This window comes from Bradyrhizobium macuxiense, from assembly GCF_007993935.1.
GTDB lineage: Bacteria > Pseudomonadota > Alphaproteobacteria > Rhizobiales > Xanthobacteraceae > Bradyrhizobium > Bradyrhizobium macuxiense_A.
In genome coordinates this window covers 100,744-125,850 of record NZ_VITY01000013.1, presented here as the reverse complement: position 1 = coordinate 125,850, position 25,107 = coordinate 100,744, and the positions used below count along the sequence as shown (strand labels likewise).

24 protein-coding genes are annotated in these 25,107 nt (G+C 64.7%); 9 read left to right on the top strand and 15 right to left on the bottom strand.

Annotation, left to right across the window (positions count from 1 at the left end):
• Positions 1-288 precede the first annotated feature (288 nt).
• Positions 289-1,512, bottom strand: coding sequence for an MFS transporter (locus FBZ93_RS30225; protein ID WP_146991094.1), 1,224 nt, complete (start codon positions 1,510-1,512; stop codon positions 289-291).
• Positions 1,513-1,628: 116 nt separating this feature from the next.
• On the opposite strand from FBZ93_RS30225, the gene FBZ93_RS30220 reads away from it, so the two are divergent.
• Positions 1,629-2,879, top strand: coding sequence for a NupC/NupG family nucleoside CNT transporter (locus tag FBZ93_RS30220; RefSeq protein ID WP_146991093.1), 1,251 nt, complete (start codon positions 1,629-1,631; stop codon positions 2,877-2,879).
• Here FBZ93_RS30220 and FBZ93_RS30215 read toward each other — a convergent pair.
• Positions 2,876-4,060, bottom strand: coding sequence for an alpha/beta fold hydrolase (locus FBZ93_RS30215; RefSeq protein ID WP_208764079.1), 1,185 nt, complete (start codon positions 4,058-4,060; stop codon positions 2,876-2,878). The genes FBZ93_RS30220 and FBZ93_RS30215 overlap by 4 nt on opposite strands.
• A 203-nt stretch (positions 4,061-4,263) precedes the next feature.
• Between FBZ93_RS30215 and FBZ93_RS30210 the strand changes: the two genes are divergently transcribed.
• Positions 4,264-4,869 (top strand): TetR/AcrR family transcriptional regulator, encoded by a 606-nt coding sequence (locus FBZ93_RS30210; protein WP_146991201.1) that lies wholly within the window; start codon positions 4,264-4,266, stop codon positions 4,867-4,869.
• 236 nt (positions 4,870-5,105) lie between these two features.
• Here the strand turns inward: FBZ93_RS30210 and FBZ93_RS30205 are convergent, their stop codons facing one another.
• The 3 genes from FBZ93_RS30205 to FBZ93_RS30195 all read right to left on the bottom strand — a co-directional run bounded on the left by FBZ93_RS30205 (position 5,106) and on the right by FBZ93_RS30195 (position 6,628).
• A complete protein-coding gene (locus FBZ93_RS30205) occupies positions 5,106-5,579 on the bottom strand; it encodes a hypothetical protein (protein ID WP_146991091.1) in 474 nt (157 codons plus the stop codon).
• 79 nt (positions 5,580-5,658) lie between these two features.
• Positions 5,659-6,225: a cupin domain-containing protein gene (locus FBZ93_RS30200; RefSeq protein ID WP_146991089.1), complete on the bottom strand. Its 567-nt coding sequence runs from the start codon at positions 6,223-6,225 to the stop codon at positions 5,659-5,661.
• Between the two features lie 112 nt (positions 6,226-6,337).
• Positions 6,338-6,628: an usg protein gene (locus tag FBZ93_RS30195; protein WP_074127572.1), complete on the bottom strand. Its 291-nt coding sequence runs from the start codon at positions 6,626-6,628 to the stop codon at positions 6,338-6,340.
• A gap of 393 nt (positions 6,629-7,021) precedes the next feature.
• Between FBZ93_RS30195 and groES the strand changes: the two genes are divergently transcribed.
• Positions 7,022-7,336: a co-chaperone GroES gene (gene groES, locus FBZ93_RS30190; RefSeq protein ID WP_021077770.1), complete on the top strand. Its 315-nt coding sequence runs from the start codon at positions 7,022-7,024 to the stop codon at positions 7,334-7,336.
• Positions 7,337-7,381: 45 nt separating this feature from the next.
• The gene (gene groL, locus FBZ93_RS30185; RefSeq protein ID WP_024582526.1) at positions 7,382-9,022 is read left to right on the top strand and encodes a chaperonin GroEL; all 1,641 of its coding nucleotides are present in this window, start codon (positions 7,382-7,384) and stop codon (positions 9,020-9,022) included.
• A gap of 80 nt (positions 9,023-9,102) precedes the next feature.
• Here groL and FBZ93_RS30180 read toward each other — a convergent pair whose 3' ends face one another.
• Positions 9,103-12,462 carry an adenylate/guanylate cyclase domain-containing protein gene (locus FBZ93_RS30180; protein WP_167529275.1) on the bottom strand — a complete coding sequence of 1,120 codons (3,360 nt, stop codon included), beginning with the start codon at positions 12,460-12,462 and terminating at the stop codon, positions 9,103-9,105.
• Positions 12,463-13,022: 560 nt separating this feature from the next.
• Here FBZ93_RS30180 and FBZ93_RS30175 point away from each other — a divergent pair.
• The 3 genes from FBZ93_RS30175 to FBZ93_RS30165 all read left to right on the top strand — a co-directional run bounded on the left by FBZ93_RS30175 (position 13,023) and on the right by FBZ93_RS30165 (position 14,097).
• On the top strand, positions 13,023-13,427 hold the full coding sequence (locus FBZ93_RS30175) for a phasin family protein (RefSeq protein WP_246667704.1): 405 nt from the start codon (positions 13,023-13,025) through the stop codon (positions 13,425-13,427).
• 218 nt (positions 13,428-13,645) lie between these two features.
• The gene (locus FBZ93_RS30170; protein WP_146991085.1) at positions 13,646-13,858 is read left to right on the top strand and encodes a hypothetical protein; all 213 of its coding nucleotides are present in this window, start codon (positions 13,646-13,648) and stop codon (positions 13,856-13,858) included.
• A gap of 41 nt (positions 13,859-13,899) precedes the next feature.
• Positions 13,900-14,097 carry a hypothetical protein gene (locus FBZ93_RS30165; protein WP_146991083.1) on the top strand — a complete coding sequence of 66 codons (198 nt, stop codon included), beginning with the start codon at positions 13,900-13,902 and terminating at the stop codon, positions 14,095-14,097.
• A gap of 17 nt (positions 14,098-14,114) precedes the next feature.
• On the opposite strand, the gene FBZ93_RS30160 is transcribed toward FBZ93_RS30165, so the two are convergent.
• Together FBZ93_RS30160 and FBZ93_RS30155 are read right to left on the bottom strand one after the other, a co-directional pair.
• Positions 14,115-14,888 (bottom strand): Crp/Fnr family transcriptional regulator, encoded by a 774-nt coding sequence (locus FBZ93_RS30160; protein ID WP_146991082.1) that lies wholly within the window; start codon positions 14,886-14,888, stop codon positions 14,115-14,117.
• 305 nt (positions 14,889-15,193) lie between these two features.
• Positions 15,194-16,033 carry a LysR family transcriptional regulator gene (locus FBZ93_RS30155; protein ID WP_146991199.1) on the bottom strand — a complete coding sequence of 280 codons (840 nt, stop codon included), beginning with the start codon at positions 16,031-16,033 and terminating at the stop codon, positions 15,194-15,196.
• A 126-nt stretch (positions 16,034-16,159) separates the two neighbouring features.
• On the opposite strand from FBZ93_RS30155, the gene FBZ93_RS30150 reads away from it, so the two are divergent.
• Together FBZ93_RS30150 and FBZ93_RS30145 are read left to right on the top strand one after the other, a co-directional pair.
• Positions 16,160-16,753, top strand: a complete 594-nt coding sequence (locus FBZ93_RS30150; protein ID WP_146991080.1) for a cysteine hydrolase family protein — start codon at positions 16,160-16,162, stop codon at positions 16,751-16,753.
• A 10-nt stretch (positions 16,754-16,763) separates the two neighbouring features.
• Positions 16,764-17,393 carry a glutathione S-transferase N-terminal domain-containing protein gene (locus tag FBZ93_RS30145; protein WP_146991079.1) on the top strand — a complete coding sequence of 210 codons (630 nt, stop codon included), beginning with the start codon at positions 16,764-16,766 and terminating at the stop codon, positions 17,391-17,393.
• 81 nt (positions 17,394-17,474) lie between these two features.
• Here FBZ93_RS30145 and FBZ93_RS30140 read toward each other — a convergent pair whose 3' ends face one another.
• The 7 genes from FBZ93_RS30140 to FBZ93_RS30110 form a co-directional block, all read right to left on the bottom strand.
• Positions 17,475-18,971, bottom strand: a complete 1,497-nt coding sequence (locus FBZ93_RS30140; protein ID WP_146991077.1) for an AMP nucleosidase — start codon at positions 18,969-18,971, stop codon at positions 17,475-17,477.
• Between the two features lie 182 nt (positions 18,972-19,153).
• A complete protein-coding gene (locus FBZ93_RS30135; RefSeq protein WP_146991075.1) occupies positions 19,154-20,323 on the bottom strand; it encodes a DUF2778 domain-containing protein in 1,170 nt (389 codons plus the stop codon).
• 425 nt (positions 20,324-20,748) lie between these two features.
• On the bottom strand, positions 20,749-21,444 hold the full coding sequence (locus FBZ93_RS30130; protein ID WP_146991073.1) for a DUF899 family protein: 696 nt from the start codon (positions 21,442-21,444) through the stop codon (positions 20,749-20,751).
• Between the two features lie 78 nt (positions 21,445-21,522).
• On the bottom strand, positions 21,523-23,025 hold the full coding sequence (locus FBZ93_RS30125) for a glycosyltransferase family 39 protein (RefSeq protein WP_146991071.1): 1,503 nt from the start codon (positions 23,023-23,025) through the stop codon (positions 21,523-21,525).
• Between the two features lie 7 nt (positions 23,026-23,032).
• The gene (locus FBZ93_RS30120) at positions 23,033-24,166 is read right to left on the bottom strand and encodes a glycosyltransferase family 2 protein (RefSeq protein WP_146991069.1); all 1,134 of its coding nucleotides are present in this window, start codon (positions 24,164-24,166) and stop codon (positions 23,033-23,035) included.
• Positions 24,167-24,417: 251 nt separating this feature from the next.
• Positions 24,418-24,621 carry a hypothetical protein gene (locus FBZ93_RS30115; RefSeq protein ID WP_146991067.1) on the bottom strand — a complete coding sequence of 68 codons (204 nt, stop codon included), beginning with the start codon at positions 24,619-24,621 and terminating at the stop codon, positions 24,418-24,420.
• 67 nt (positions 24,622-24,688) lie between these two features.
• Positions 24,689-25,060 (bottom strand): hypothetical protein, encoded by a 372-nt coding sequence (locus FBZ93_RS30110; RefSeq protein WP_146991065.1) that lies wholly within the window; start codon positions 25,058-25,060, stop codon positions 24,689-24,691.
• Between the last annotated feature and the right edge of the window lie 47 nt (positions 25,061-25,107).

Below are 25,107 nucleotides of genomic sequence, written 5' to 3'. Positions count from 1 at the left end.
AACAACCCCATGCAAAGTAGCCTTCGGCTGCCGGCGTCCGACACGGCAAATTGACACGTCGGGCAAATCAGCGATATATTTCTAATATTCCGAAATTATGCGCGCCGGCGAAACGGCAGCCGGAGGCGGCCTGCGCCTCTCCCCGCAAGCGGGGCGAGGTAGCGATCCAGAGTTCTGGCCACAATCACCGTCATTGCGAGTGAAGCGAAGCAATCCATTTTTCCCCGCGGGGAAAAATGGATTGCTTCGTCGCTTCGCTCCTCGCAATGACAGTGGAGAGAACCCGCCCTACTCCAGCTTCTCCACGTCCCGCAGCGTCGGGAACAGCTTCATCCAGAGTAGCGCGACGGCCACGGTGGCGACGCCGCCGAGCACGGCTGACGGCACGGTGCCGAGCAGTGCCGCGGTGACGCCGCTTTCGAACTGGCCGAGCTGGTTCGAGGCGTTGATGAACAGGAAATTCACCGCGCCGACCCGGCCGCGCATCTCGTCGGGGGTGGCGAGCTGCACCAGAGAGAAGCGGATCACGACACTGATCGTGTCGGCGGCGCCGAGCACCGCGAGCGCCAGTGCCGACAGCCACATCCAGTGCGACAGCGCGAACACCACCGTGGCGACGCCGAACACGATCACCGCCTGGAACATGCGCATGCCGACGCGGCGGTTGATGGTGTGCCGCGCCAGCACCATCGTCATCAGGAGCGCGCCGACCGCGGGCGCGGCGCGCAGGATGCCGAGCCCGAGCGGGCCGGTCATCAGGATGTCGCGCGCATAGATCGGCAGCAGCGCGGTGACGCCGCCGAACAGCACCGCGAACAAATCGAGCGAGATGGTGCCGAGGATCGCCGGATTGCTGCGCACGAAGGTGACGCCGGCAAACAAATCGTCCGACACCGCGCCGTTCGTCGCCGCCGCCTGCTGCAGCCGGCCGATGCCGCCGGTGAGCAGCGCGCCGAACAGCCAGAACACCATCATGATGCCGTAGGGCGCGCTCGGCATCAGTGCATAGGCGAAGCCGCCGAGCGCGGGGCCGGTGATGGTCGCGACCTGCGCTGCGCCGCTCGAGATCGCGGTCGCCCGCTGCAGCGAGCCTTGCGGGGCGATCAGCGGCAGCAGCGCTGATGTCGCCGGGCTCTCGAACGCGCCGGCGATCCCGAGCACGAAGGTCGCAACGAAGATCTGGATCTCGGAGATGGTGCCGGCAAATGTGCTTCCGGCGAGAAACAATGCGGTCAGCGCTTCGGCGACCTGGCAGGCCTGCACCACGCGCTTGCGCTCGAAGCGGTCGGCGGCGTGACCGGCGACGAACACCAATAGCGCGGTCGGCAGGAACTGGACCAAGCCGACCATGCCGAGGTCGAACGCGCTGCCGGTCAGGTCGTAGATCTGCCAGCCGATCGCCACCGCGCCGATCTGGCTGGAGAAGCGCGACAGGCTGCGCGACGACAAGAAGAACAGGAACGGCCTGTGGCCGAGCAGATCGCGGGCGCCGGCCGGCGTGGCGGAGGACATGGATGATTGCGTGGCCGAGCGCCTGCAACTTGTCAATGGAGAGGACGCTAACGCGCAACAGCATTGCGCTGCGCGAGGCCCCCACCCATAATCGCGTGAGGGTTCTTGGGGGCGTGATGCTGCAGTTGCAATCGGCGTTCGGCGTGGTGGCGTTGCTCGTGATCGCCTGGGTGTTGAGCGAGAATCGCCGAAAAGTGTCGCTGCGGCAGGTGGCGATCGGGCTCGCGGTCACCGTCGTGACCGCGCTGGTGCTGATCAAGGTGCCGCTGGTGACGCAGGCCTTCGGCGCGATCAACGATGCCGTCGGCACCATCGCGGCCGCGACGCGCGCCGGCACCGCCTTCGTGTTCGGTTACGTCGGCGGCGGCCCGGCGCCGTTCGATCCCAAGGCGCCGGGCTCGGATTTCATCCTCGCCTTCCAGGCGCTGCCGATCGTGCTGGTCATGAGCGTGCTGACGACGCTGCTGTTCTATTGGCGCGTGCTGCCGCCTGTGGTGCGCGGCATGGCCTGGCTGCTGGAGCGCACGCTCGGTGTCGGCGGCGCGGTCGGGCTCTCGACCGCGGCCAATATCTTCCTCGGCATGGTCGAGGCCCCGCTGTTCATCCGCCCCTATCTCGCGCAACTGACGCGCAGCGAATTGTTTCTGGTGATGACCGGCGGCATGGCCGGGATCGCCGGCACCGTTCTGGTGCTCTATGCCACGCTTCTTGCGCCGTTGATTCCAGATGCACCTGCGCATTTCGTCATCGCCTCGGTGCTCGGCGCGCCGGCGGCGATCCTGGTCAGCCTGATCATGATCCCGGAGACGTCAGACAAACGCACCGGCGGGTCGCTCGATGATCCCGACATCCATGTGTCGTCGACGATGGACGCCATCGTGAAGGGCACCGCCGCGGGGCTCGAACTGCTGATGAACATCATCGCGATGCTGCTGGTGCTGGTCGCGCTGGTGTATCTGGCGAATGCGATCATCGGCCTGCTGCCGGAGATCGGTGGCGCGAAGATTTCGCTGCAACGCCTGCTCGGTTACGTCATGGCGCCGGTGTGCTGGCTGATGGGCCTGCCCTGGCCGCAGGCGATCACGGCCGGAAGCCTGATGGGCACCAAGACCGTGCTGAACGAACTGATCGCCTATGTCGATCTGTCGAAGCTCGGCCCCGACGCGCTCGATCCGCGCTCGCGCCTGATCATGCTCTACGCGATGTGCGGCTTCGCCAACTTCGCAAGCCTCGGCATCATGATCGGCGGCCTCGGCATCATGGCGCCCGAACGGCGCGACGAGATCAACGCGCTCGGGCTGAAGTCGGTCGTCTCGGGCACGCTGACGACGTGCCTGATGGGCGCGATCGTGGGGACGATGACCTAACGGCTGGCGTGATCCGCCCCACCCGCGTCCTTGATGAAGCCGAGCAGGAGCATGCCGAGCCGATCCGGCTGCTCCTGCTGGATCCAGTGACCGGCGCCTTCGATCAGCTCGATGCCACGCATCCTCGTCGCGGCCTTCGCCCTCATCAGATCGAGCGCGCCCGGCGCCGCATAGGTGCCCCAATCGCTTGTCCCGCCGATGAAGAGCGACGGGACATCGATCGTCTTGCCCGAAAACAGGCGCAACTCAGCGTTCAAGGCAGGATCGGAAAAGACGCGATAGGCCATGAGGGCACCTTGAAACCCCATGCGGCCATACTCCTCCGTGTACACGCCAAGCTCCGGCTCGGTGAGCCATTTGCAGGCCGAGACTTCGGCGGCGGAAGGTTGGAATGGAGCGACGGTCTGGGACATCGTCTTGCCGAGATCCATGACGTAATAGGTCGGCATTTGTGCAAGTTCGATGGCGGTTGGCGCCTTCAACGGATGCGGCTTGTTTCCTGGCCAGTCCGCGCTCTTGACGTGGAAGAATGCGCGAAGAAACGCGTGTAGACCTTGAGGGGGGTGCCACAGGTCATCGTTCGCCTGCCGCGTGCTCAGGTATTGTTGATAATGCACTCTCGGCGGATCGAGCGCCGCCAGCGCGGCCGCTAAACCTTGATTTCCAGCGCTCGGTTGAACCGACGATGGCTCGCCTTCCGCAACGTTGAACGGAAACGCTGGCGGACCGGGGAACGGCGCGCTCATCAACACCACCGAGGGAAACACGTCGGGTCGGGCGAGCGCACAATAGGCCGCCACGGGCGAGCCGAAGTCGTGCCCGACGAGCATTGCCGTGCGCCGATATCCCAACGCCGAAACCAATCCGAGGGCGTCCCGCGTCATGTTCAAGAGGCTAAAGGACTCAAGCGGAGCGTCATAGCCGTTCACCCAACCGGTGGTACGACCAAAACCCCGCTGGTCGGGCGCCACGACATGGTAGCCGGCGTCAGCCAGAATTGGGATCAGGTGTCGCCAACCGTAAGCCAGGTCCGGAAAGCCGTGCAGAAGCAGCGCGAGCGGCCGGCCGGGGCTTTCGTAACCGGCCTCGAGAATATGGACATCGAGGCCGTTGACCCCATGGATCATCCGCGAGCGGACCTCCTTGGGAAGCGTGCCCGCGCCATACGTTGATGTGGTCATATCGGCTCCTCCCATGGGGTTTGCGCGGGCCGGTCGAAGTGAAGCCGCAACCAGGCTGGCCGCCCCCATCGCCAGGACGGCTCGTCGGGACGCTTCCTGGCTTGGGATTTGGCTGCGGTGCATCGCCGGACTCTTTCTATGGTGATCGCCATAGTATGGCGATCACCATAGCGGCGTCAAGCGAAACGGATTATGTTTCCGCCATGCCACGTAAGACTGACGCCCGCGCTCGCGCGATTGCCACGGCCCAACGACTGTTTCGCATCCAGGGCTACACCGCGACTGGATTGACCCAGATCATTGCAGAAAGCGGTGCGCCGAAAGGATCGTTCTACTTTCACTTTCCACGCGGCAAGGCACAGCTCGCGGAAGAAGCGATCGATCACTACGTCGCGGCTAGAATTGCTGTTTTGCGGAGCATCTCGGCGAATACGGCGGGTGATGCCCTCAATTTCGTTCAGGAGATTTTCCGCGCATTCGCCGCCGAAATGGTCGCCTCTGATTTCCAGTACGGCTGTCTGATGCAAAATCTGGCGAATGAGCTGCCCGCGCTCGACGCCGAGCTGACCAAACGGGTCGCGCGTGGATTTGTGGATTCGACCGAGATTGTCGCGGAGCATTTTCGGGGATGCGGTTTCACTCCCGCGCGCGCATCCTCTACCGCAGCCGCATTGGTCGCCGCCCTCGAAGGCGCGCGAACGATCGCCCGCCTGGAACGCACGCCGGCGATATTCGAAGCGCTGGCGGAAGTCAGTGTCCCGAGGCTGTGTGAACCCGTGTCATTCCCCGATGCACAATTGCGCATCTGAGGGCGGCGCATAGCGCCGAGCCGGAATCCATCAGGCCGCAGCCCCAGCGGAGAAATGGATTCCGGGCTCCCGTTGCGCGCGCCCCGGAATGACGACGGGAGAGTTACGCCTTCAACTCCATCGTCTGACTCGGCCGGCAGGATCACCCCAGCGTCGTAGCCCGGATGGAGCGAAGCGCAATCCGGGGCCGTGTCACCGCGGGTACGAGTCCCGGATTTCGCTTCGCTCCATCCGGGCTACGAAGCTTCGGAGAACCAGTTTGAGCCGGACCAGAAGCGAACGTCCCGTGACGGCTCGATCTGGCCGACACGGGGCTCGCCAAAAGATACAATATCGACACAGTGATTGAGGCAGTTGATCGACCAATGTCTCATGGGCTTTTGGACGACCGACGCTGCAAACGTCGTCTCTTCAAGAAATCGAAGATAGGCCGACGTATTCCTCTCTACAAACACTCCAAACTGTCCACCCTCTTCCGGCAACGCAAATGACTCGTTGCGGACCTGCCAGGCAACGTATTGGTGCCAGACGAACTCAAGACATCTTGAGTCCGCAGCGATCGCTATCGGCGACAGCGACGAGGGAGGAAAACGTCCCGGCGCATGGGCGGAGAGCGTCTTCACCTCCGTTACGACCACGCGCAAGGTGTTCTCTTCTGGTTCGTGCAAGTCAGTTAGAAGAATCTGGAAGTGAGGGGGAAACTCGAACATCGGAGCCCAGGACGCTCGGAGTGACACCGCCTCGCCCCGGCAAGCGGAGCGAGGTAACCAATGTTGCCTTGCTAGATGCCTACGCCTTCAACTCCACCGTCTTGAACTCGGCCGGCAGGATCACTTCCAGCAGTTCGACATCGTCGGAGTAGTCCAGGATCATGTGCCGGATGCGCGGCGGCTGGGTCCAGGCGCTGCCTTCCTTCATCAACGTCTCGCCCTCGCCTTCCATGTAGGTCTTCACCCAACCCTTGAGCACATAGACCATCTGGAATTCGACATCGTGGAAGTGCAGCTTCGAAACTTCATCTGGATTGCACGGTCCCTGCAGCCGGATCACATGCGCCTGAGCGAGGCCATGCGAGGCGGCAGCGATGCCGAGGTCGCGATACTTGGCGTAGGCGCGCAAGCCATCGGCCTTGAAGTCCTCTTCGCGGTGATGGCTGATGGCGACGCGCTGCTTCGGCCGTGCCTTGGTCGCTGTCTTGGTTGCTGTTTTGGGCGCGCTCTTCTTCGCCGCCGAGACGCGGCCCTTGGACTTGATGGTCTTGCGCGCGGACGATTTTTTGGCACCGGCGCCGAGCCCGGTCCATTTCTTCTTCACCGCGGTCTTGGCTGCGGATCTTGATGCCGTCTTCTTGGCCATTGTTCGCCTCCCGTCTTTTTCTGGCGGGCGGAGGCTAACACAACTCGCACCGCGCGAGGTGGGCAAAGGCGCATCGCCGCGCCTTGCCTCCTTGCCTTGCGCCCTCAGCGGATCAATGCAGCCGGAACACGCCGTCGACGGCGCGCAGCTCGGCCGGCTTGACCAGCTTGGAATGCGCCACCGTCACCGAGAACAGCGGGCCCTCGAGCTTCTGCTGCCAGAAGGCGAGGAAATCCTGCAGTGCCGGAAATTTCGGAAACAGGTCGTAGTTCTGCCAGACATAGGTTTGCAGCAACGAAGGGTGATCCGGCATCCGATAGAGGATCTGCGCCGTCGTCAGCCCATACCCCAGCAACTGCTTCCTGAAATCGTCGGAAACAACCCCACCAACTCGCGAGACCATGCCAACCTCCTGTGACGGAGCGCATTCACATGGTGGCCGACCTCCCCGCCGGACCACCGGCAATGGATGCGCTCACATGAGAGAAATGTGACGCACGCGACTAACTCATCTCAAGCCTAAATGTTTAATAGGTTGTTGAAATTTCGTGCGTTGGCAGCAGCTTACCGCATCTGCTAATAGCCTCGGCGCGCCCTCGGGGCGGCATTAAGCTTGCCGAAATGATCCCGATATCCTTCTGGCAACCGACACTTACGAGTGCCAATTTTTCTGCTAGAGGCACTTGCCCGCCGCCAAGGCTTGGCCTATCTCCTGCCCAACCAGTCTGGCACTCGCTGGGCTGGACTGCTAAAACTCCAAAAATCTACAGCATCCGCAAATATTTAGGAGGACTGCATGAAATTCCGTCCGCTTCACGACCGCGTCGTGGTTAAGCGTATCGACGCCGAAGAGAAGACCGCTGGCGGCATCATCATTCCGGACAGTGCCAAGGAAAAGCCCTCGCAGGGCGAAGTCATCGCCGTTGGCCCGGGTGGCCGCGATGAAGCTGGCAAGCTGATCCCCATCGACGTCAAGGTCGGCGACCGCGTCCTGTTCGGCAAGTGGTCGGGCACCGAGGTCAAGATCGACGGCGAAGACCTGCTGATCATGAAGGAAAGCGACATCATGGGCGTCCTCGACGTCCCCGCTTCCAAGAAGAAGGCGGCCTAAGCGCCTCCCTCCCTCCCAGGTTAAATCTCTCAAGGAAAAATTCAGATGGCAGCTAAAGAAGTCAAATTCTCCGTCGAGGCGCGCGACAAGATGCTGCGCGGCGTCGACGTTCTCGCCAACGCGGTGAAGGTTACCCTCGGTCCGAAGGGCCGCAACGTGGTGCTCGAGAAGTCGTTCGGCGCTCCCCGCATCACCAAGGACGGCGTCACCGTCGCCAAGGAGATCGAGCTCGAGGACAAGTTCGAGAACATGGGCGCCCAGATGGTGCGCGAAGTCGCCTCCAAGTCCGCTGACGCGGCCGGCGACGGCACCACCACCGCGACCGTGCTCGCCCAGGCGATCGTGAAGGAAGGCGCCAAGTCGGTCGCCGCCGGCATGAACCCGATGGACCTGAAGCGCGGTATCGACCTCGCGGTCGAAGCCGTCGTTGCGGACCTGCAGAAGAACTCGAAGAAGGTCACCTCGAACGAGGAGATCGCCCAGGTCGGCACCATTTCGGCCAACGGCGATGCCGAGATCGGCAAGTTCCTCGCCGACGCCATGAAGAAGGTCGGCAACGAGGGCGTGATCACGGTCGAGGAAGCCAAGTCGCTCGAGACCGAGCTCGACGTCGTCGAGGGCATGCAGTTCGACCGCGGCTACATCTCGCCCTACTTCGTCACCAACGCCGACAAGATGCGCGTTGAGATGGACGACGCCTACATCCTCATCAACGAGAAGAAGCTCTCCTCGCTGAACGAGCTGCTGCCGCTGCTCGAGGCCGTGGTGCAGACCGGCAAGCCGCTGGTCATCGTCGCTGAAGACGTCGAAGGCGAAGCCCTCGCCACCCTCGTCGTCAACCGCCTGCGTGGCGGCCTGAAGGTCGCGGCCGTCAAGGCTCCGGGCTTCGGCGATCGCCGCAAGGCCATGCTGCAGGACATCGCGATCCTGACCGGCGGCCAGGCCATCTCGGAAGACCTCGGCATCAAGCTCGAGAACGTCACGCTGCAGATGCTCGGTCGCGCCAAGAAGGTGATGATCGACAAGGAAAACACCACGATCGTCAACGGCGCCGGCAAGAAGGCCGACATCGACGCCCGCGTTGCCCAGATCAAGGCGCAGATCGAGGAAACCACCTCGGACTACGACCGTGAGAAGCTGCAGGAGCGTCTCGCCAAGCTCGCGGGCGGCGTCGCGGTGATCCGCGTCGGCGGCGCGACCGAAGTCGAGGTGAAGGAGCGCAAGGATCGCGTTGATGACGCGATGCATGCGACCCGTGCGGCTGTCGAGGAAGGCATCGTCCCGGGCGGCGGCGTCGCCCTGCTCCGTGCTTCCGAGCAGCTCAAGGGCCTGCGCACCAAGAACGACGACCAGAAGACGGGCGTCGAGATCGTGCGCAAGGCGCTGTCGGCTCCGGCTCGCCAGATCGCGATCAACGCCGGTGAAGACGGCTCGGTCATCGTCGGCAAGATCCTGGAGAACAAGACCTACAATTACGGTTTTGACTCCCAGACCGGCGACTACGCCGACCTCGTCAAGAAGGGCATCATCGACCCGACCAAGGTTGTCCGTACCGCGATCCAGAACGCTGCCTCGGTTGCCGCGCTGCTGATCACCACGGAAGCGATGGTTGCCGAGCTGCCGAAGAAGAACGCCGGCGGCCCCGCGATGCCTCCGGGCGGCGGCATGGGCGGCATGGACTTCTGATCCAGCCACTCAAGGCAAGCCACGAAATGCAAAACCCCGGCAGCGATGCCGGGGTTTTTGTTTGTCACGACCGGCTCCCGTCAGGATGCACGGGAGTGGCGGCCCGGCCAATCCGCATGGCCGAGCAGTTCGTCGGCCTCCCCGATCTCGGCGAGATCCTGCCCGGCATCGAAGCATGCGCGCACCGGCGCAAGCACCCCCGGCACCGCATCCGCCCGGCCATTGCCGACGTATAGGCGTGCAAGTCCCAATGCGCTGCGCAGTTCGAACGTCTTCGTCTGTTGCCTTCGAGCAATTTCGAGTGCGCGGTGGAAGGCATCCTCGGCGCCGGAAATGTCAGGGGTGTCGCGACGCGCCCGCAGCTCACCCAACACGCGGTGGAGCTCGGCATCCAGCCAGTGCTGCCCGGATTGCGCCGTCGCGTCGATCAGCTCGCTGATGATGTCGAGTCCCGCCTCGACAAGGCCGGCCTCTGCATTCGCCACCGCAATCTGCAATCCCCAGAAGGGATCACAGAGGTAGCAGTCGTTCTCGTGAAGCAGTGTCCAGCCGCGCTGCATGTCCGCGAGACCTGCCGACCGGTCGCCGGCGCGCCATTTCGCCAAACCATTGAGATAGGTGCCGGCGGCGACATACAGCGGCATCGTGTGATCCTGCGCCAGTCCGAGGGCGAGGATCGTCTCGGTCTGCCGCAACCGGCTGCCGCACAGCCCGTCGAAAACCGCCTTGTGAACCAGCGCATTGGCACGCGCGAGCGCGCGCTGTTCGCCGGAGACGCTCACTGCTGCGCCCGCGAGCTGCCGGGCCCGATCGATCTCGCCACGCGGCCAAAGCACGAGAGCCAGAAACCTCATGATGACGAACGGCAGATCGAGCGTCGACGCCTTGAACGTTGCCGGATCCCGCTCGGTCCCATAAGCAGCGAACGCCTGCTCGAGATGGATGCCCGCGTTCAGATAGTCGCCCGCGAACCACGAGGTCACCCCGCTGGTCCAGCGCGCGACGATCGTCGCCACCGGCGATTCCCGATGCCGTTCCGCCGCTCCCATGATCGCCTCCGCCAACTCCCGCATCGGCGCGAGCTCGCCGTGGGTCAAGCAGGCGTTGAAGAGGCCCGACTGGATCGGCGCCAGTTCGATTGGATCATCGATGTCAGAGGCGAACCGCCGGGCGCGCGTCCAGGCGGCCACCGTCTCGGGGGCACTGTGTCCGAGACTGCCCCGCAACGCGCGGCCGTAGGCGATCTGCAGATGGAGCCGGCCGATCATCCGACCCGGCTCGTCGGGCAATTCATCGGCGATGGCGACCGCCTTGCCGAGATGCGCGATCGCCTCGCAATAGGCCGAGCGCTTCAGCGCCTGCTGACCGGCCTTGCGCCACCACGCCAGCGCGGTCTCGCCGAGCCCAGCCTCGGTGAAATGATAAGCAACGACTTCCGGCTCGATCTCGGCGATCTCGGCAAACCTAGCGCGCAGCACGTCACCGATCTGCTTGTGCAGCAGTTGCCGGCGGCTCTTGAGCAAGCTCTCATAAGCCGCTTCCTGGACCAGCGCGTGCTTGAAGCTGTAGCTTGCATCCGGCGGCGTGCCTCGGCGCAACAGCAACTCGGCTTCTTCGAGCTGGGCGAGCGCCGCGGCAAGCGTCAGATCGTCGCGCCCGGCCACGCTGCGCAGCAGCGCATAGGAGAACTCACGGCCGATCGCCGCGCCGATCTGCGCCACCTCCTTGACCGGCGCAAGGCGGTCGAGCCGGGCCATCAGCGAATCCTGCAGCGTCGCCGGGATCGCAAGCGGCGGCAGCGGATTGTCGAGGCGATAGCGCCCGGCATTCTCGACGAGCAGCCCCGACTCCATGACCATCTTGGTCAGTTCCTCGACGAACAGCGGGACACCATCCGTTCGCTCGATGATCTGTGCCATCATCTCGCCGGGCAGCAACCGGCCGACGGTCACCTGCTCGATCAGGGCGCGCGTGTCCTGCCGGTCGAGCCGATCGAGCCGCAGCAGGCTGACATTGCCGAGCCCCGCCCACGGCGGTTCGAACTCGGGCCTGAACGTCATGAGCATGAGGATCGGCAGCCCCCTGATCCGGTCAACCGCGAGGTCGAGCAATTCGAGCGACGTGGCATCGGCCCAATGCATGTCTTCGCAGACGACAAGCACCGGCTGCTGCCGGGCGAGGCCCTCGAGTTGGTCGAGCAACGCTGCGAATGTTTGCCGCCGCTGCTGCGCCGGGCTGAGGCCGAGCGGCGGATAGCGCTTACCGGTCGGGATCGACAGCAGCGCCGCGATCAGCGGCGTCACGGCGGCGACCTGCTGCGTCCCCAGCGCCAGCATGGCCTCGAGCTTGTCCAGCTTCTGCTCCGGCACATCCTCCGAGCGGATGCCGGCGGCGCGTTCGAGCTGGGCGACGAAAGGATGCAGCGCGCTGTTGGCGTGATAGGGCGAGCATTGATAGCGCACACGGCGGTACGTCTCGGGCACGAGACTGTCGGAGAGCATCGCCACGATGCGGGATTTGCCGATACCCGCTTCGCCCGATATCAGCACCGCCTGGCCCTGGCCCTGCCACGCCAGTTGCTGGCGCGACAGCGCAAATTCGATCTCCGCCTTGCGGCCGACGAAGCCGATCGAGCGCGCGGTACGCACCGCCTCGAAACGGCTTTCCGATGCCGGCTCGCCTTCGACAGCCCACACCGCGATCGGCTCGGAGATGCCTTTGACCTCGCGGCGACCGAGGTTGCGAAGCGTGAACAGATTACCGAGCAGCCGGCGCGTCGAGGCGGCCACGACGACCACCCCCGGCTCCGCAAGGCTCTGCAACCGCGCGGCGACGTTCGGCGCATCGCCGACCAGCGCCTGCTCCTCCGACACAGCGCCGGAGACGAGGTCGCCGACCACGACTAGCCCGCTCGCGATCGCGATCCGCACCGCAACCCCCTCGTCCGCGCGGATCTCGAGCTTGCCGATTGCGGCGATGACGTCGAGGCCGGCCCGCACCGCGCGCTCCGCGTCATCCTCGTGGGCCCGGGGATAACCAAAATAAGCGAGGATCCCATCGCCGATAAATCTGGCAACGACGCCATCGTATGTCGCGATCACCCGTACACAGGCCGCACGATAGGCGCGGATGACTTCCCACATGTCCTCGGGATCGAGACGCGCCGACAAGGCCGTCGAGCCGACCAGGTCGCAGAACATCACGGTGAGATGGCGGCGCTCGGCATCGTGCGAGCAAATCGGCGCGGCGATCAGTTCGGCTTGATTGAGATCGGCGATCGCGCGCAGCATCTTGCGGCGATGGCCGAGCAGGACGCCGAGCCTGTCGAAGTCTTCATCGGTCAATTCCGGAAGAACACCTACGTCGATGCCGTTCTCGGCAAAACGCAGTGCGTATTGCCCAAGCCCCAGCTTCTCGAGCCATTCCGCAATCTGCTGCATTGGCTTCACCGACGGGTTGACGGCTGGCCGAATGGACCACGGCGGACCAAGGTTATCCCAATATGTCCCGCCCCGGCACTCCTTGTTTGCAGCAATTTGGCCGCGGCCGGCCCCATGGACCATGCGAATTGTGCCAAAGGCGGTGTCCGGTTACGGCATCCACTACCACGTGTTGTGCGCCCGATGAATTGCGCCATCAATTCGCGGCGCCCGCGCGTCGAGCGATGATGTGCGACTGCACATCCGTCGCTTGCCCTTCCGCAACGCGACCTGCGCAACCTCACAGCGAAGCGGGAATGTTCTGCTGCTCACGATATCCACGTCATACACAGGCCCCGTAAACATACGTTGGTGTGAGTTGACATTTCAAAAAAAATTCATCGCAAGAGTCGCAAACCGAACCGACAATCGCGCTTGCATTCACGCACAGTAGCGTCGGGACGGGATTTCAAGCTCACCCAAAATCTGAACCAAACACGGAGCGTCGGCTCTCGTGACGCGGCAGCGTTGCGAGGAAGGCTTTCGCTTGAGAGGGAGACTGCGTCTTGAGTGAAGGTGAGATGAAAGTCACAGCGAATGGCACCACCGTCTTCGCAATGCCGTTGCCGGGCTTCGGCAATCTTGCCGAACAGGGTCTTGCCCGCGCACGAACCGCCTCCGAGCAGATGGCGGAGGCGCTGGGCGAAATCTATTCGTGCAGTACGCGAGGCGCGACCGACTACGGGCTCAAGATGTTCGAAATCTCGCAGGCCAATGCCGCCTCCGCGCTCGACTTCCTGGTCCATCTCCTCGGCGCCAGGTCAGCCACCGATGCCCTGGCTTTGTCTGCCGAGCATGCCCGCAAGACCTTCCAGCTGGCATCCGACCAAAACAGGGAATTGTGGGTGCTTGGCGAGAGGCTTGCGGCGGACATGGCTGCGCCGGTGAGAACGCACGTCGCGAAGGTGATCAAGCAAGCCGCCTGACAAAAAGGCGGCGCCTAAAGTCATATTGAGGATTCGTTCGAGGAGGGATCCGGCCGGTTGGAATAAGCCCACAGACGAGCACGCAGCCCCCACTGCCCGATGCTTCGTCAAATGCCGCAGGTGCGCGATGCTCCCCAAGTACCCGCACCTTCAAGAGGCGCATTCCGACCGGCCGGTGCTTTCCTGCAAGAGGCAAGAAAGCAATATCGAGGGCTCACATGGGCATGCTCATGGTGAAATGTCCGCAAACCGGACACGCGATACCCACCGGCATCACGACCGATCGCGAGAGCTTTAGACGCAGCACGGTGTTCTTCTCGCGCACCCGCTGCCCGTTCTGCCGCGCCGATCATGCCTGGTTCGCGCGCGAGGCCTGGGTCGACGAGCCCAGCATCCGCGTGCGGCGGCGCAGTGCCGGGCCGCCGGCCTGAACGCCGACACAGATCATTGACGATCGCGATGGAGGGACACCATGTCGCACATGCAGGTCGCAACGAAAGCATTGCCCTGGCTGCTGCAGGCCAAGGACTTTCTCGACGAGGCACGACGGCTCAAGCCGGGTCCGGAACGCAATGAATTGCGCCGGACGGCGAAAGAGCTGCGCGAGATCGCCAGGCTCGAGACAACAGCGGCCTCGACCCGGCGGCCTGATCGGCGGCGGCGCCGTTGATCGCGCTTCCTGCGCGCTCACATCGCGTCGTCGGTCTCGGCTTGCGAGATGCGCGGATCGTCGGTTCGCGCCGCCGCGCGGGATTGGTGGCCCGAGAAGATCTCCTCGGCTTCGACACGCATGACGCGGTGGCATTCGCACGCCACCGCCGCGAGCCGTGACCGGTCGATCTCGATCCGGCCTCGTTGCTCGGACCGGATCGCGCCGCGCGTGCGAAGATTGCGCATCAGCAGCGTCACCGTCGTTCGTCGCACGCCGAGGATTTGCGACAGCGCGTGCTGGGTCAACGGGAGGACATCGCTGTCGACCCGATCGCGAAGCTGGAGCAGCCAGCGCGCCATGCGGGCCTCGACCGGGTGCAGAGCATTGCAGGCGGAGCCGCGCTGGAACTGGATCAGCATCGATCTGATGTGCTTCTGCATCGCCTGCCGGATCGCGGCACTACGGCCGAAAGCGGCATGAAAGCGGGCCGCGGGGAGCCGCGAGGCGGTGCCCGCGGCCCCAACCACCGCGGTAATGCCCGATGGCGACGAGCCGAGCACCGAAAGACTGCCCACCACCCCTTCGCGCCCAACCACACCGGTCGCGACCGTGTGCCCGTCCGCCATGTCGATCATCAGCAGGATCGCACCGCTATGGGGAAAGAAGACATAATCGATCTCGTCGCCGGCTCGCGTCAGGACCGCATCCTGATCGAGCGCGACCGTTTCCAGGTCGGGCCCGAGCAGATCGAGATCCGCTGCCGGCAATGTTGCGAGAAGGCGATTACCGGTCCCGCCGGAGAACCTCACTGGCGCCGCCCCGTGGTGATGCGACACATAACCAACTTACTCAGACGCACGTTCAAAAAACCAACTCCAAACGCTTGGCCGTAAGGCGGAATTCTCTGCAGGCAGTACCCAAAGAGTTAGATGCAAATGCACCGACGGACGCAACAGCAAAATGCACATGTTCGCACCGTAGAACCGCGGAACGGGGTTCCAAATTTCGGTGCACGGTAAACGCTGCAATCCGGTTCCATCACCTGGTTGATCCGGCGGAACGCGGTCAGCGTCACGCGCCGCCCCGGAACGACGAGGACCTGCTTCCGCCCGCCTTACCCGCTGCGCGCGACGTCCTGGAAGCAGGCGCGCAGCCAATCGATGGTGACGCGCGTCGCCGCGTCGCGCTTGAGATGGCTTTGCACGAGCAGCCAGACGTCGCGCCGTTTCGGCAGCAGCGTGGCGCGCAAGCGGCGATCGATCAAAAGGTCCGCGCAACTATGCTCCGGCAGCACGCCGACCGCCTGATGCGACTGGATGATCTTGTGGATGATGCGGACATTGTCGGTCACGCAGCGCGCCCGAAGCCGCTTCGCGCGCAGGAACTGCATTTCAGGAATCGCTCCGAGCTCGTCAGGATAGGCGCAGGTCACCGCGTCCGCTGCCGATGTCGCGGCCGGCTCGAAGAAATACAGCCGGACTTCGCCGAGCTTCGAGATCGCGAAATCACCCTTGTCGGGCTTGCGCAGGCGGATCGCGAGATCGGCCTCCCAGCGCGAGAATTTGACGTTGTCGCTCGACGTCAGGAACTGCAGCGTCAGGCCCGGATTGGCGCGCAGCAATTCGCCGGTGCGCGGCGCCAGCACCTCCTCCGCGATCGCGTTGGTGGAGGCGACGCGCAGCCGGCCGACCGGGCCCGGCAGGCTTTCGCCGATCCGGCCGATCTCCTCGGCATGCGCCGCCATCGCCTGGATGTGCGCGAGCACCACGTCGCACTGCCGGGTCGGCTTGCGGACGCCGTCGGCGGCCTCGAACAGCCGCAGGCCGAGCGCGCGTTCGATCCGCGCCAGCCTGCGGCCGACCGTGGTCTCGTCGATACGCAGCCGCGCGCTGGCGCCGGCATAGGTGCCCTCGTCCCTGACGGCCGCGATGATGCGAAGGTCGTCCCAGTTCATGGCGGCAGGGTACATCGTGCCCGACCCTCCTGCAATAACGCAGCCACCGGCTGCAATATCCCTGCATAACGGCAGGCCGGTCCGCGGCTATATTTTCGGTGCCAACCCGCTGGAGATCTCAGGACCATGACCGCAGCCAAAACCTTGATGCAGCTTGCCGGCATCGACCTCACCCCGCCCCGTCTCAGTGACAGCTGCCTGGTGCTGATCGACATCCAGAACGAATATCTCGCCGGTCCCCTCGCCCTGCCCGACGCCAATCCCGCGATCGCGCGCGCCACCGCGTTGCTCAACCGCGCGCGGGAGAGCGGCGCCAAGATCATCCACATCGCGCACAAGGGAGCGCCGGGAAGCCTGTTCGATCGCAGCGCGGAGCGCGGCGCGATCGTCGCGCCGCTCAAGCCGCGGCCGGGCGAGATCGTGATCGAGAAGCAACTGCCGAACGCTTTTGCCGGCACCGATCTCAACGCGCAGCTCGCCGCGACCGGCCGCAAGGAGCTGGTGCTCGCCGGCTTCATGACGCATATGTGCGTGAGCTCGACCGCGCGCGCCGCGCTCGATCTCGGCTTCCGCACCACCATCGACGCCGAGAGCTGCGCCACCCGCGACCTGCCCGACGGCAAGGGCGGCACCATTGCGGCGCGGCTCATCCACGACGTCGCGCTTGCCGAATTGTCCGACCGCTTCGCGATCATCGCCCGCGGCGACGCCCTCGCCTGAGGCCGCCATCATGCTTGAGCTCTATTTCTGGCCGATGGCCTGCTCGCTCGCCAGCCGGATCGCACTGATGGAAGCCGGCATCGACGCGCGCTACCGCATGGCCCATCTCTGGACCAAGAAGGTGGTCGAGGACGATAGCGACTTCCGCACGGTCTCGCCGAAGGGCGCGGTGCCCGTGCTGGTGCTGGAAAACGGCGAGCGGCTGACCGAGAGCGCGGCGGTGCTGCAATACATCGCCGACCTGAAGCCCGAACTCGGCCTTGCGCCGCCATCAGGCGATCCGGATCGCTACCGGCTGCAGGAATGGCTGAGCTTCATCGGCACCGAGATCCACAAAGGCTTTCTGTTCCCGACCTTCTGGTACAAGGACGAAGCGTCGCTTGCCAAGCCGCGTGCCAGGATCGGACAGACCTTGTCGGTGCCGTCAGCGCATCTCGCGCACCGCGAATTCCTGGTCGGCAACCGCTTCACGGTCGCCGACGGCTATCTCGCCTGGGCGCTGCTGCTGTTGCGCCACGCCGGCGTCGACCTCGCGCAATGGCCCGATCTCGGCAGTTACCTGGTGCGGATCCAGGCGCGGCCGCAGGTCAAGGCCGCTATCGGCACCGAGATGCAATTGTGGAAGAGCGTCGCGGCGTGATCGCCGCGCGCCCGGCGCATTGGCTTATTGCTCAAGCATGATCTTTTCGGAAAACCGCTTCGCACTTTTCCGGATCATGCTCTATTGAAACGCGACCTCGGCGAAGCTGCGCAGCTTGCGCGAATGCAGCCGCTCGGATTCCTGCTGCTTGAGCCGCTCCAGCGCCTTCAGGCCGATCTGAAGGTGCTGGCCGACGCGCTGGCGATAGAACTCGCTCGCCATGCCCGCGAGCTTGATCTCGCCATGCAGCGGCTTGTCGGAGACGCACAGCAGCGTGCCGTAGGGCACGCGGAAGCGGTAGCCGTTGGCGGCTATCGTCGCCGATTCCATGTCGAGCGCGATGGCGCGCGATTGCGACATCCGCCGGATCACCTGCGGCCCGCTGATCTCCCAGTTGCGGTTGTCGACGCTGGCGACCGTGCCAGTGCGCATCAGCCGCTTCAGTTCGAAACCGGAGAGCCCGGTGACCTCGCCGACCGCCTCCTCGAGCGCGACCTGCATCTCCGCCAGCGCGGGGATCGGCACCCACAGCGGCAGCTCGTGATCGAGCACGTGGTCCTCGCGGACATAGCCATGGGCGAGCACGTAATCGCCGAGCCGCTGCGTGTTCCTGAGACCAGCGCAATGCCCGATCATCAGCCAGGCATGCGGCCGCAGCACCGCGACGTGATCGGTGATGTTGCGCGCATTGGACGGTCCGATCCCGATATTGATCAGGGTGATGCCGCGATAGCCGGGCTCGACGAGATGAAACGCCGGCATCTGCGGCACGCGCTCCGATGCCGTCCCCGTGGTGCCGCCGCCGAGCCGTGCATTGCGCGTGATCAGATTGCCGGGCGCGACAAACGCCTCGATGTCTTGCTCGCCCGCCGCGAGCCGCTGCAGGCTCGATTGCGCGAAGGCGTCGACATAGAACTGGTAGTTGGTGAAGATCACGAAATTCTGGAAATGCTCCGGATCGGTGCCGGTGTAGTGATAGAGCCGGCGCAGCGAGTAATCGACCCGCGCGGCGCGGAACAGCGCCAGCGGCTCGGGCGTGCCCGGCGTCAGCTCGAACGTCCCGTCGGCGATCGCATCGTCCATCGCCGCGAGATCCGGCGTGTCGAACACGTCGCGCAGCGATCGCGTGAACGCCGAACTGTCGGCGATGGTCAGCGCCGCCTCGATATTGATGTCGCGCCGGTAGGCGAAATGGATCGGGATCGGCTCGTTCGATTCGCCGATCTCGACCGCCACGCCATGGTTCTTGATCAGCAGCCCGATCTGCTCGGTGAGATAGGTCCGAAAAATATCCGGCCGCGTGATGCTGGTCTCATGGATACCGGGCCCCGCGACAAAACCGTAGGCAAGCCGCGAATCGAGCCGGGCATGCGACGAGGTTGTGATGCGGACGAACGGGTAATGCGCGCGCACCCGCGTCGTGAACGGCACGCCGTTGACATAGGCCTCGAAGCGATTGCGCAGAAAGGCGGTGTTGCGCTCGTAGATATCTTCGAGGCGTGCAACCGCCGCGCCGGCCTCGACGAACGCCTCGGTCGTGATCGGCGGTGGGGTTTCGATGGGTGGCGTCGGAGACATGTTCGCTTTGCACCAGATCCGTTGCCGAGCTGGGACTCGCCTCTGCCGAACACATTACCACATTCGGGGCTGCTTCAGGGAACACCAAAGATTGTGTCCGGCCGTACGATGCCGCGCAACGCTTCACGTCCGTTCAGTGGACGACCGGCCGGGGAGCAAGCGCTCCCTCGTGCGGAATGCGGCTATTGAATCCGCGCGAGCACCGCGAGACGGCGGATACCCTTGTTTCGATAGGCATCGAGGAACGCGTAATAATCCCTGAACGACACGCAACCGTTGGAGTCGCCGTTCGGGCCGAGCATGAAGGTATGCGCGAGCAGACCATCGCGGTTGAAGATCTTGCCTTCGCCGCCGATCGGATTGAGGCGCAGCGCCGGCACGCCGTGGAACAGTGCTTCGCGCGGCTTCAGCTCGTAGATGTGCGGCGGCGTCACGCCGACCATCTTCATGTGCGAGGACCTGGGATCGTCGAGCCTCGAGCCGAGACCGGAATGCGCCTCGAGGCGCGTGCCGTCGGGCAGGTACACGGTCCTGGCCGAGATGTCGTACACCGCGGTCTGGCGGTCATAGGGCGGCGAGCCGCCGAGCATCGGGTTCTGGTCCAGCGTCGAGGGAATGCTGCCGGTGACGTTGGCGTCGGCGGAGGCAAACGACAGCAGTCCGCCGCTCGACTCACGCTTGCCCCACAGCTTCTCGACCATGGTCTGCCGTTCGCTCGATGCGATCGACATCACCGCGGCCTTGGCACGCGCAGCCATGTCGCGAACGCCGCTGGATTTCACAGCTTGCTTGACCTCGGCCGGCTTCGGCTCGGAAGTCTTCGCTTCGGCTGCCTTCTCGGCTCCCTTCTCGGCTCCCTTGGGCTGCACATTGGTAGCGGGATCGTTCAGCGCCACCTTCAGATTGGCGGCGGCTTGCTTCTTTGCTGTCTCGACCGATTTCGGAGCCGGCAGCGGCTTCGATGTTTCGGCGAGCTCAGCGGTTGCGACCGCCCTCGCCGCTTCGGCCTTTGGTGCAGCGGCCGCCTGCTTGATCGGGTCGATCTGCGTTGCGGCATCGGCCACGACGCTGGACGCAACGCCCTCGGGCGATGCCGCTGCAAACCGATCGTTAAACATGAGCGAAGGTGCTGGCGCTTCCGACTTCGCGACCTCGGTCTTGGCCGGAGCCACCGGCGCCGGCGTCAGGGACGCGAACACCTCGTTGAACGCGGGTGCGGGCCGTGCGGCGACGGCGACGGGCCGCTTCACCACCGGCGCATCGAACGATGCGCTGCCGACCGACGGATAGACGCCCGCCGCAAAGATGTTGGCGTAGACGGTCCAGGCGCAGCCAAGCACCAGCCCCGCCACCGCGGCGCTGCCGAGGAAATGCTGTGGGAGGATTTTTCGGGAGGTTTTCTTGCGGCTTGGCGCCCCAAGAACATACGCACTCGCACTCGTACCCATACGCCCGGCGCTCAAAACAGGTCCACCTTTGTCCCTCACTCGACGCACGGTCGAACGGTGTTCGGCTCAACGTCGCGCGGGGGCACAGACGGCCATTAAGGCGACTTTTAGTTAAATGCGACTTAACCGGATGCGATCCCCTGCAACGCGGGAAGTGCCTGTGGCGTAGGGCTTTTTTAAGATGACATTGGACCGCCAAAACGGCTTTTTTGTCCCATGATGGGACATTCCGGCACGCGGCTCCGTCGCCGCGTGCCGAGATAAATCCTAGGGAGAATTTCCTTCCCGATCGCCCCGTAATTGCGCGGGGATCGAGCAAAAACCATCCCTCAATAGCTGAGCTTCGGATACCAGTCCGCGCCGCGGCCCTCGCGCGTGGTGTCGAGCAAGGTCCAGAGCGGATCCATGTCCGGCGCGCCGCGCGGGTCCTGGCCGGGGTCCATCGTGCCCGCCCCCATTTCGCCGGCCCAGAAATGCCGGATCGTGCTGTCCTGGCGCGTGAAGACATTGTAGCCGGGCAGATCGCTGTCATCCCTGCTGACATAGTCGCGCGTGTAGTCACCCGACGGATCCGAATAGATCCTGTGACGCGTCCAGCCGCGCGCCTTCTTCGCCTCGATCAATCGTGCGATCGGCGAGCGCGCCACGAACACCAACGACACGCGCTGCGCGATGTCGGGCAGCTTCTCCTCCCAGGTGCCCATGAACGATGTGCACATCGGACACGGCTTCTCGCGCTGCGGGCCGAACATGTAGCTGTAGATGATCAGCGTCGACTTGCTGCCGAACAGATCGGCGAGCGAGGCCGCGCCGGCCTCACCACCGAACGCATAGGCTTTGGTGACCTCGCCGCCCGGCGGCAGCGCGCGGCGCAACTCGGCGACGCGCTCGATATGACGGCGCAGCTCGATCTCCTCGACGAGCAGCGCCTGGCGCGCGCGGCGATACTCCGCGCTCTCATTGGGAAAGCGCCTGGTGTTGGTGCTGGCGAGCTCGGCGGCGGGCTTGAGGACGGAACTGGTCATGTTGGAACCTCGCGTGGTTGACGGGCTTCCTGGAAGACGACCCGGCCTCGGGCGATCCGACACTCAACGGCGACGATCTTATTGCAGTTCCGGCGGCGGCGAACGGTCCAGGACATCGCCCTTTGCACCCTCCAGCAGATCGAACGCGTAGGTCTCGATCACCAGCGGCCCGCGCATGCGCCTGGCCTCGCCCACGGTTTCGACATGGGCGAAATTGTCGCGCAGCGCGGCCGGCATCTCCTGCTCGACCTCATGCACATACAACAGCTTGCCGGACAGCTGCGCCGGGCTCGGCTCTGGCATGTTGACCCAGCGAATGCGCTGGCCCTGTTGTGCGACGCAGGTGCCCTTGGGGAGATAGAAGGCTAGCCAGCCGGTGGTGCCGTAGTCCGGCGCCAGCACGCAGCTCGCGCCTGTGCGCATACGCGCCGCCTCGATCTCGCCTGCGAGTTCCTGCCAGCCGACACCCACGCTTCGCACGGTCGCGTCACGGCGGTAAGCCGAGAGCATGCCGGTGTTGGCCTGCACGATCAGCAGCCCGAACAGCACGACGCCGGTGGGCGCGGCCCAGCGGCGGCAGAAATCGATCGTGCGCTGCTCGCGCGGCGCCCACTGCACCTGGATCGCTGCAACCGCGGCCGCCACCGCGAAGGCCGGATAGACCGGCGCGAACCAGTTAGCCTCGACCCGCGCATGCAGCGCGTGCCAGGTGAAATAGACCACGATGGTCCAGAACATGCTGTTGATCAGCACGCGCGCGGCCATCGCGCCGGCGCGGCGCCGGTAGAGCGCGTAGAGGCCCATCACGCCGAGGATGAAGATCAGCGGCGTCGCGAACGCAAACTGCGTCGGGATCAGCTCGGCGATATAGGTCGGCCGGAAGTCCTCGATCCGGGCCCGCCCCATCTGCTTGATGAACGACACCCAGTGGTGATCGGCATTCCAGAAGATGACCGGCGCAAACAGGCCGGCCGCGACCAGGCCGCCGAGATAGAGCCATGGCGAGAGAAACCAGCGCCGCAGCTTCGGTACGCTCGCAAGCCAGATCAGGATTGCGGGACCGAAGAACAGCGCGGTGTATTTCGACAGCAGCGCCAGGCCGGCGCTGGCGCCGACAGCAAGCCACCAGGCGCCGCGGCCGCTCTCCAGCACCTTCGCGAGCGCGTATAGCAGGAAGCTGGACGCAACCAGCAGCGGCGCATCCGGCGTCACGATCAAGGTGCCGACGGCGGCCATCAGCGTGACATTGAGCAGGATGGTCGCGCTTGCGGCGACGCGCTGGCCGCCGAACAGGATCTCGGCCGCCCGGTAGATCGCCCAGCTCATCGGCAAGGCGAGCAGGATCGACACCAGCCGCACGCCGAACGGCGTATCGCCCGCGATCATGGTGCCGAGCCGGATCACCACCGCGACCATCGGCGGATGGTCGTAATAGCCGCCGGCGAGCGACTTCGACCACATCCAGTAATAGGCTTCGTCGAAAGTCAGCGGCGTCCATGCGGCGGCGGCCAGCCGCAACCCGACCAGCGCGCACACCGCAAGCGCGGTGTTCCGGGCCAGCCGCGCCTCGTTCGCGTTCATGCCACCGTCATCGCTTGCGCCAGACGAACAGCCCGGACATCGCGTAGTTCCACACCACGCCCATCAGCGCGCCGGCCGCGCCCGCAAGCCACCAGATCGGCTCCTGGTCGTAGACCGAGAACGCAACGCCGACATTGGCCAGCAGGCCGACACTGCAGACCAGATAGAACAGCAGCAGGCCGCCCAGGATGCCAAAGCCCTTCAGCCGCTGATCGCGGTAGGTCAGGAAATTGTTGAGGATGAAGTTGCTGGTCATCGCGACGATCGCGCCGGCGGCCTGGGCCTCCGGGAATGGCGCCTTGAACAGTTCCAGCGCGACGAACAGCACGCTGAGATGCACCAGCAGGCCGAGCCCGCCGACCGCGGCGAACAGGATGAAGCGCAGCGAGATCAGGTCGTTGGTCAGCTTCGCCAGCACGAGGCCAAGGAAGTCGAGCGCAACCATCGAATCGAGCTTGCTCTCGCCATGCTGGCGGGCACCGAACGTGTAGGGAATTTCGACCGTGCGCAGCTTGCCCTCCGCCGTCGCCACGACGTCGAGCAGGATCTTGAAGCCCTGCGTCGAGAGCTGCGGCGCGAGCTGCTCGAAACGGTCGCGGCGGATCATGAAGAAGCCGCTCATGGGATCGGCGACCTCGACCTTCAGCGCGCGGCGCGCGATCTCGGTGGCGAAGGCGCTGGCGCCGGCGCGTTGCTTGTTGAAGCCATCGGCCTTGTAGCCCTCGATGTAGCGGCTGCCGACCACGAGCTCGGCCTCGCCGCTCTGCAGCAGCCCCAGCATCTTCGGGAGCTGGGTCTCGTCATGCTGCAGGTCGGCGTCCATGACGGCGGCATAGGGCGCGCTCGATGCCAGGATGCCCTCGATGCAGGCGCCGGACAGGCCGCGCCGGCCTACCCGGCGGATGCAGCGCACGCGGGAATCCTTCCGCGCCAGCGCGCGCACCACGTCCCAGGTTCCGTCGGGCGAATTGTCATCGACGAAGATGACTTCCCAGGACACGTCCTTCAGGGTCGCATCGAGCCGGCGGTACAGCACCGTGACATTGTCGCGTTCGTTGAAGGTCGGGACCACCACCGAAAGCTGCGGCAGACTTGCTGCCGGCAATGAGGTTTCGGGGCTCGGCTTGATGGCTTCGTTCATGAGCGCCAGCGTATAGCCGCAGCCTCCCCCGCTGCCAAGGCGGGCCGGCCCAAACGCGGTCTCGGAAAGCGGGAAAACGGGGCAAAATCCCCCCGAAAATGCCAACGACCACGAACAAGGGGCGCGCGTACATCCGGCGCAACCGACATTGTCGTGGTCGTCCCAGCGCCGGAGCCCTTAAGCTGCAACGTCGCCGTTATGAGCCAGATAGGAAGCCGCCATGCGGTTTGCAAGGGGCGGTCTGGAGGGCGCTAGTTGTTCGGGACTTCCCGGATTACCGGGCCGCGTGGCACCGGGGCCGCCGGCGCGGCCTCGGCGGCGGGCGCCGCCTGCGGCGCCGCGGGCTGGGTCGGGTTACGGAGCTGGCTCGGCGACGGCCCGTAGATGAACGCGGCCGCCAGCGCGATGGCTGCGACCAATGCGCCCAAGAACCCTGCCGTCGATTGTGAGCGCATGCCGATCATCCCCTCGCCTGCGCGGATTGATATCAAAAATCGGCCGACCGCAACAGGATTCGGGAACCTATTTCGCCGCGGCCCTACGCCGGGTGAAGGCGGTCACGATGTCCTTCTGCGCCAGCTCGATCGCGCGGTTGGCTGTCGTCAGATTCGCGTCGGCATCCTGCTTGGGAAATTGCAGCGACAGGAAATCGATCAGCGACACCCGGAAGTTCTGCCGCTCCGAGGGACAGACATTGGCGATCAGCGCGGTGAACTCCTGGTCGGACATCGCCTTGTTGCTGTCGCGGGGATATTCGCGGGCGAGACAATTCCAGTAGGCGTCGCGGCCGGTGATCGCGAGCTTGTGCGCATCGTCGACCTCGTCGGCCATTGCAGCGAACGATATGGCAGCGGAGGACGTGATCAGGAAGGCGGCCGCAACCAGCATGCGCATGTGTTGTTCTCCGTTTTGGCGCATCGTAGCGAAGAGCGACAACGACG

Coding starts and splice junctions, on each gene's coding strand:
- groL (WP_024582526.1), top strand. CDS start 7,382: ATGGCAGCTAAAGAAGTCAAATTCTCCGTCGAGGCGCGCGACAAGATG.
- FBZ93_RS30200 (WP_146991089.1), bottom strand. CDS start 6,225: ATGGCCAAGAAGACGGCATCAAGATCCGCAGCCAAGACCGCGGTGAAG.
- FBZ93_RS30145 (WP_146991079.1), top strand. CDS start 16,764: ATGCTTGAGCTCTATTTCTGGCCGATGGCCTGCTCGCTCGCCAGCCGG.
- FBZ93_RS30165 (WP_146991083.1), top strand. CDS start 13,900: ATGTCGCACATGCAGGTCGCAACGAAAGCATTGCCCTGGCTGCTGCAG.
- FBZ93_RS30115 (WP_146991067.1), bottom strand. CDS start 24,621: ATGCGCTCACAATCGACGGCAGGGTTCTTGGGCGCATTGGTCGCAGCC.
- FBZ93_RS30180 (WP_167529275.1), bottom strand. CDS start 12,462: ATGCAGCAGATTGCGGAATGGCTCGAGAAGCTGGGGCTTGGGCAATAC.
- groES (WP_021077770.1), top strand. CDS start 7,022: ATGAAATTCCGTCCGCTTCACGACCGCGTCGTGGTTAAGCGTATCGAC.
- FBZ93_RS30215 (WP_208764079.1), bottom strand. CDS start 4,060: ATGACCACATCAACGTATGGCGCGGGCACGCTTCCCAAGGAGGTCCGC.
- FBZ93_RS30170 (WP_146991085.1), top strand. CDS start 13,646: ATGGGCATGCTCATGGTGAAATGTCCGCAAACCGGACACGCGATACCC.
- FBZ93_RS30175 (WP_246667704.1), top strand. CDS start 13,023: ATGAAAGTCACAGCGAATGGCACCACCGTCTTCGCAATGCCGTTGCCG.
- FBZ93_RS30125 (WP_146991071.1), bottom strand. CDS start 23,025: ATGAACGCGAACGAGGCGCGGCTGGCCCGGAACACCGCGCTTGCGGTG.
- FBZ93_RS30130 (WP_146991073.1), bottom strand. CDS start 21,444: ATGACCAGTTCCGTCCTCAAGCCCGCCGCCGAGCTCGCCAGCACCAAC.
- FBZ93_RS30110 (WP_146991065.1), bottom strand. CDS start 25,060: ATGCGCATGCTGGTTGCGGCCGCCTTCCTGATCACGTCCTCCGCTGCC.
- FBZ93_RS30140 (WP_146991077.1), bottom strand. CDS start 18,971: ATGTCTCCGACGCCACCCATCGAAACCCCACCGCCGATCACGACCGAG.
- FBZ93_RS30150 (WP_146991080.1), top strand. CDS start 16,160: ATGACCGCAGCCAAAACCTTGATGCAGCTTGCCGGCATCGACCTCACC.
- FBZ93_RS30205 (WP_146991091.1), bottom strand. CDS start 5,579: ATGTTCGAGTTTCCCCCTCACTTCCAGATTCTTCTAACTGACTTGCAC.
- FBZ93_RS30220 (WP_146991093.1), top strand. CDS start 1,629: ATGCTGCAGTTGCAATCGGCGTTCGGCGTGGTGGCGTTGCTCGTGATC.
- FBZ93_RS30225 (WP_146991094.1), bottom strand. CDS start 1,512: ATGTCCTCCGCCACGCCGGCCGGCGCCCGCGATCTGCTCGGCCACAGG.
- FBZ93_RS30155 (WP_146991199.1), bottom strand. CDS start 16,033: ATGAACTGGGACGACCTTCGCATCATCGCGGCCGTCAGGGACGAGGGC.
- FBZ93_RS30120 (WP_146991069.1), bottom strand. CDS start 24,166: ATGAACGAAGCCATCAAGCCGAGCCCCGAAACCTCATTGCCGGCAGCA.
- FBZ93_RS30210 (WP_146991201.1), top strand. CDS start 4,264: ATGCCACGTAAGACTGACGCCCGCGCTCGCGCGATTGCCACGGCCCAA.
- FBZ93_RS30195 (WP_074127572.1), bottom strand. CDS start 6,628: ATGGTCTCGCGAGTTGGTGGGGTTGTTTCCGACGATTTCAGGAAGCAG.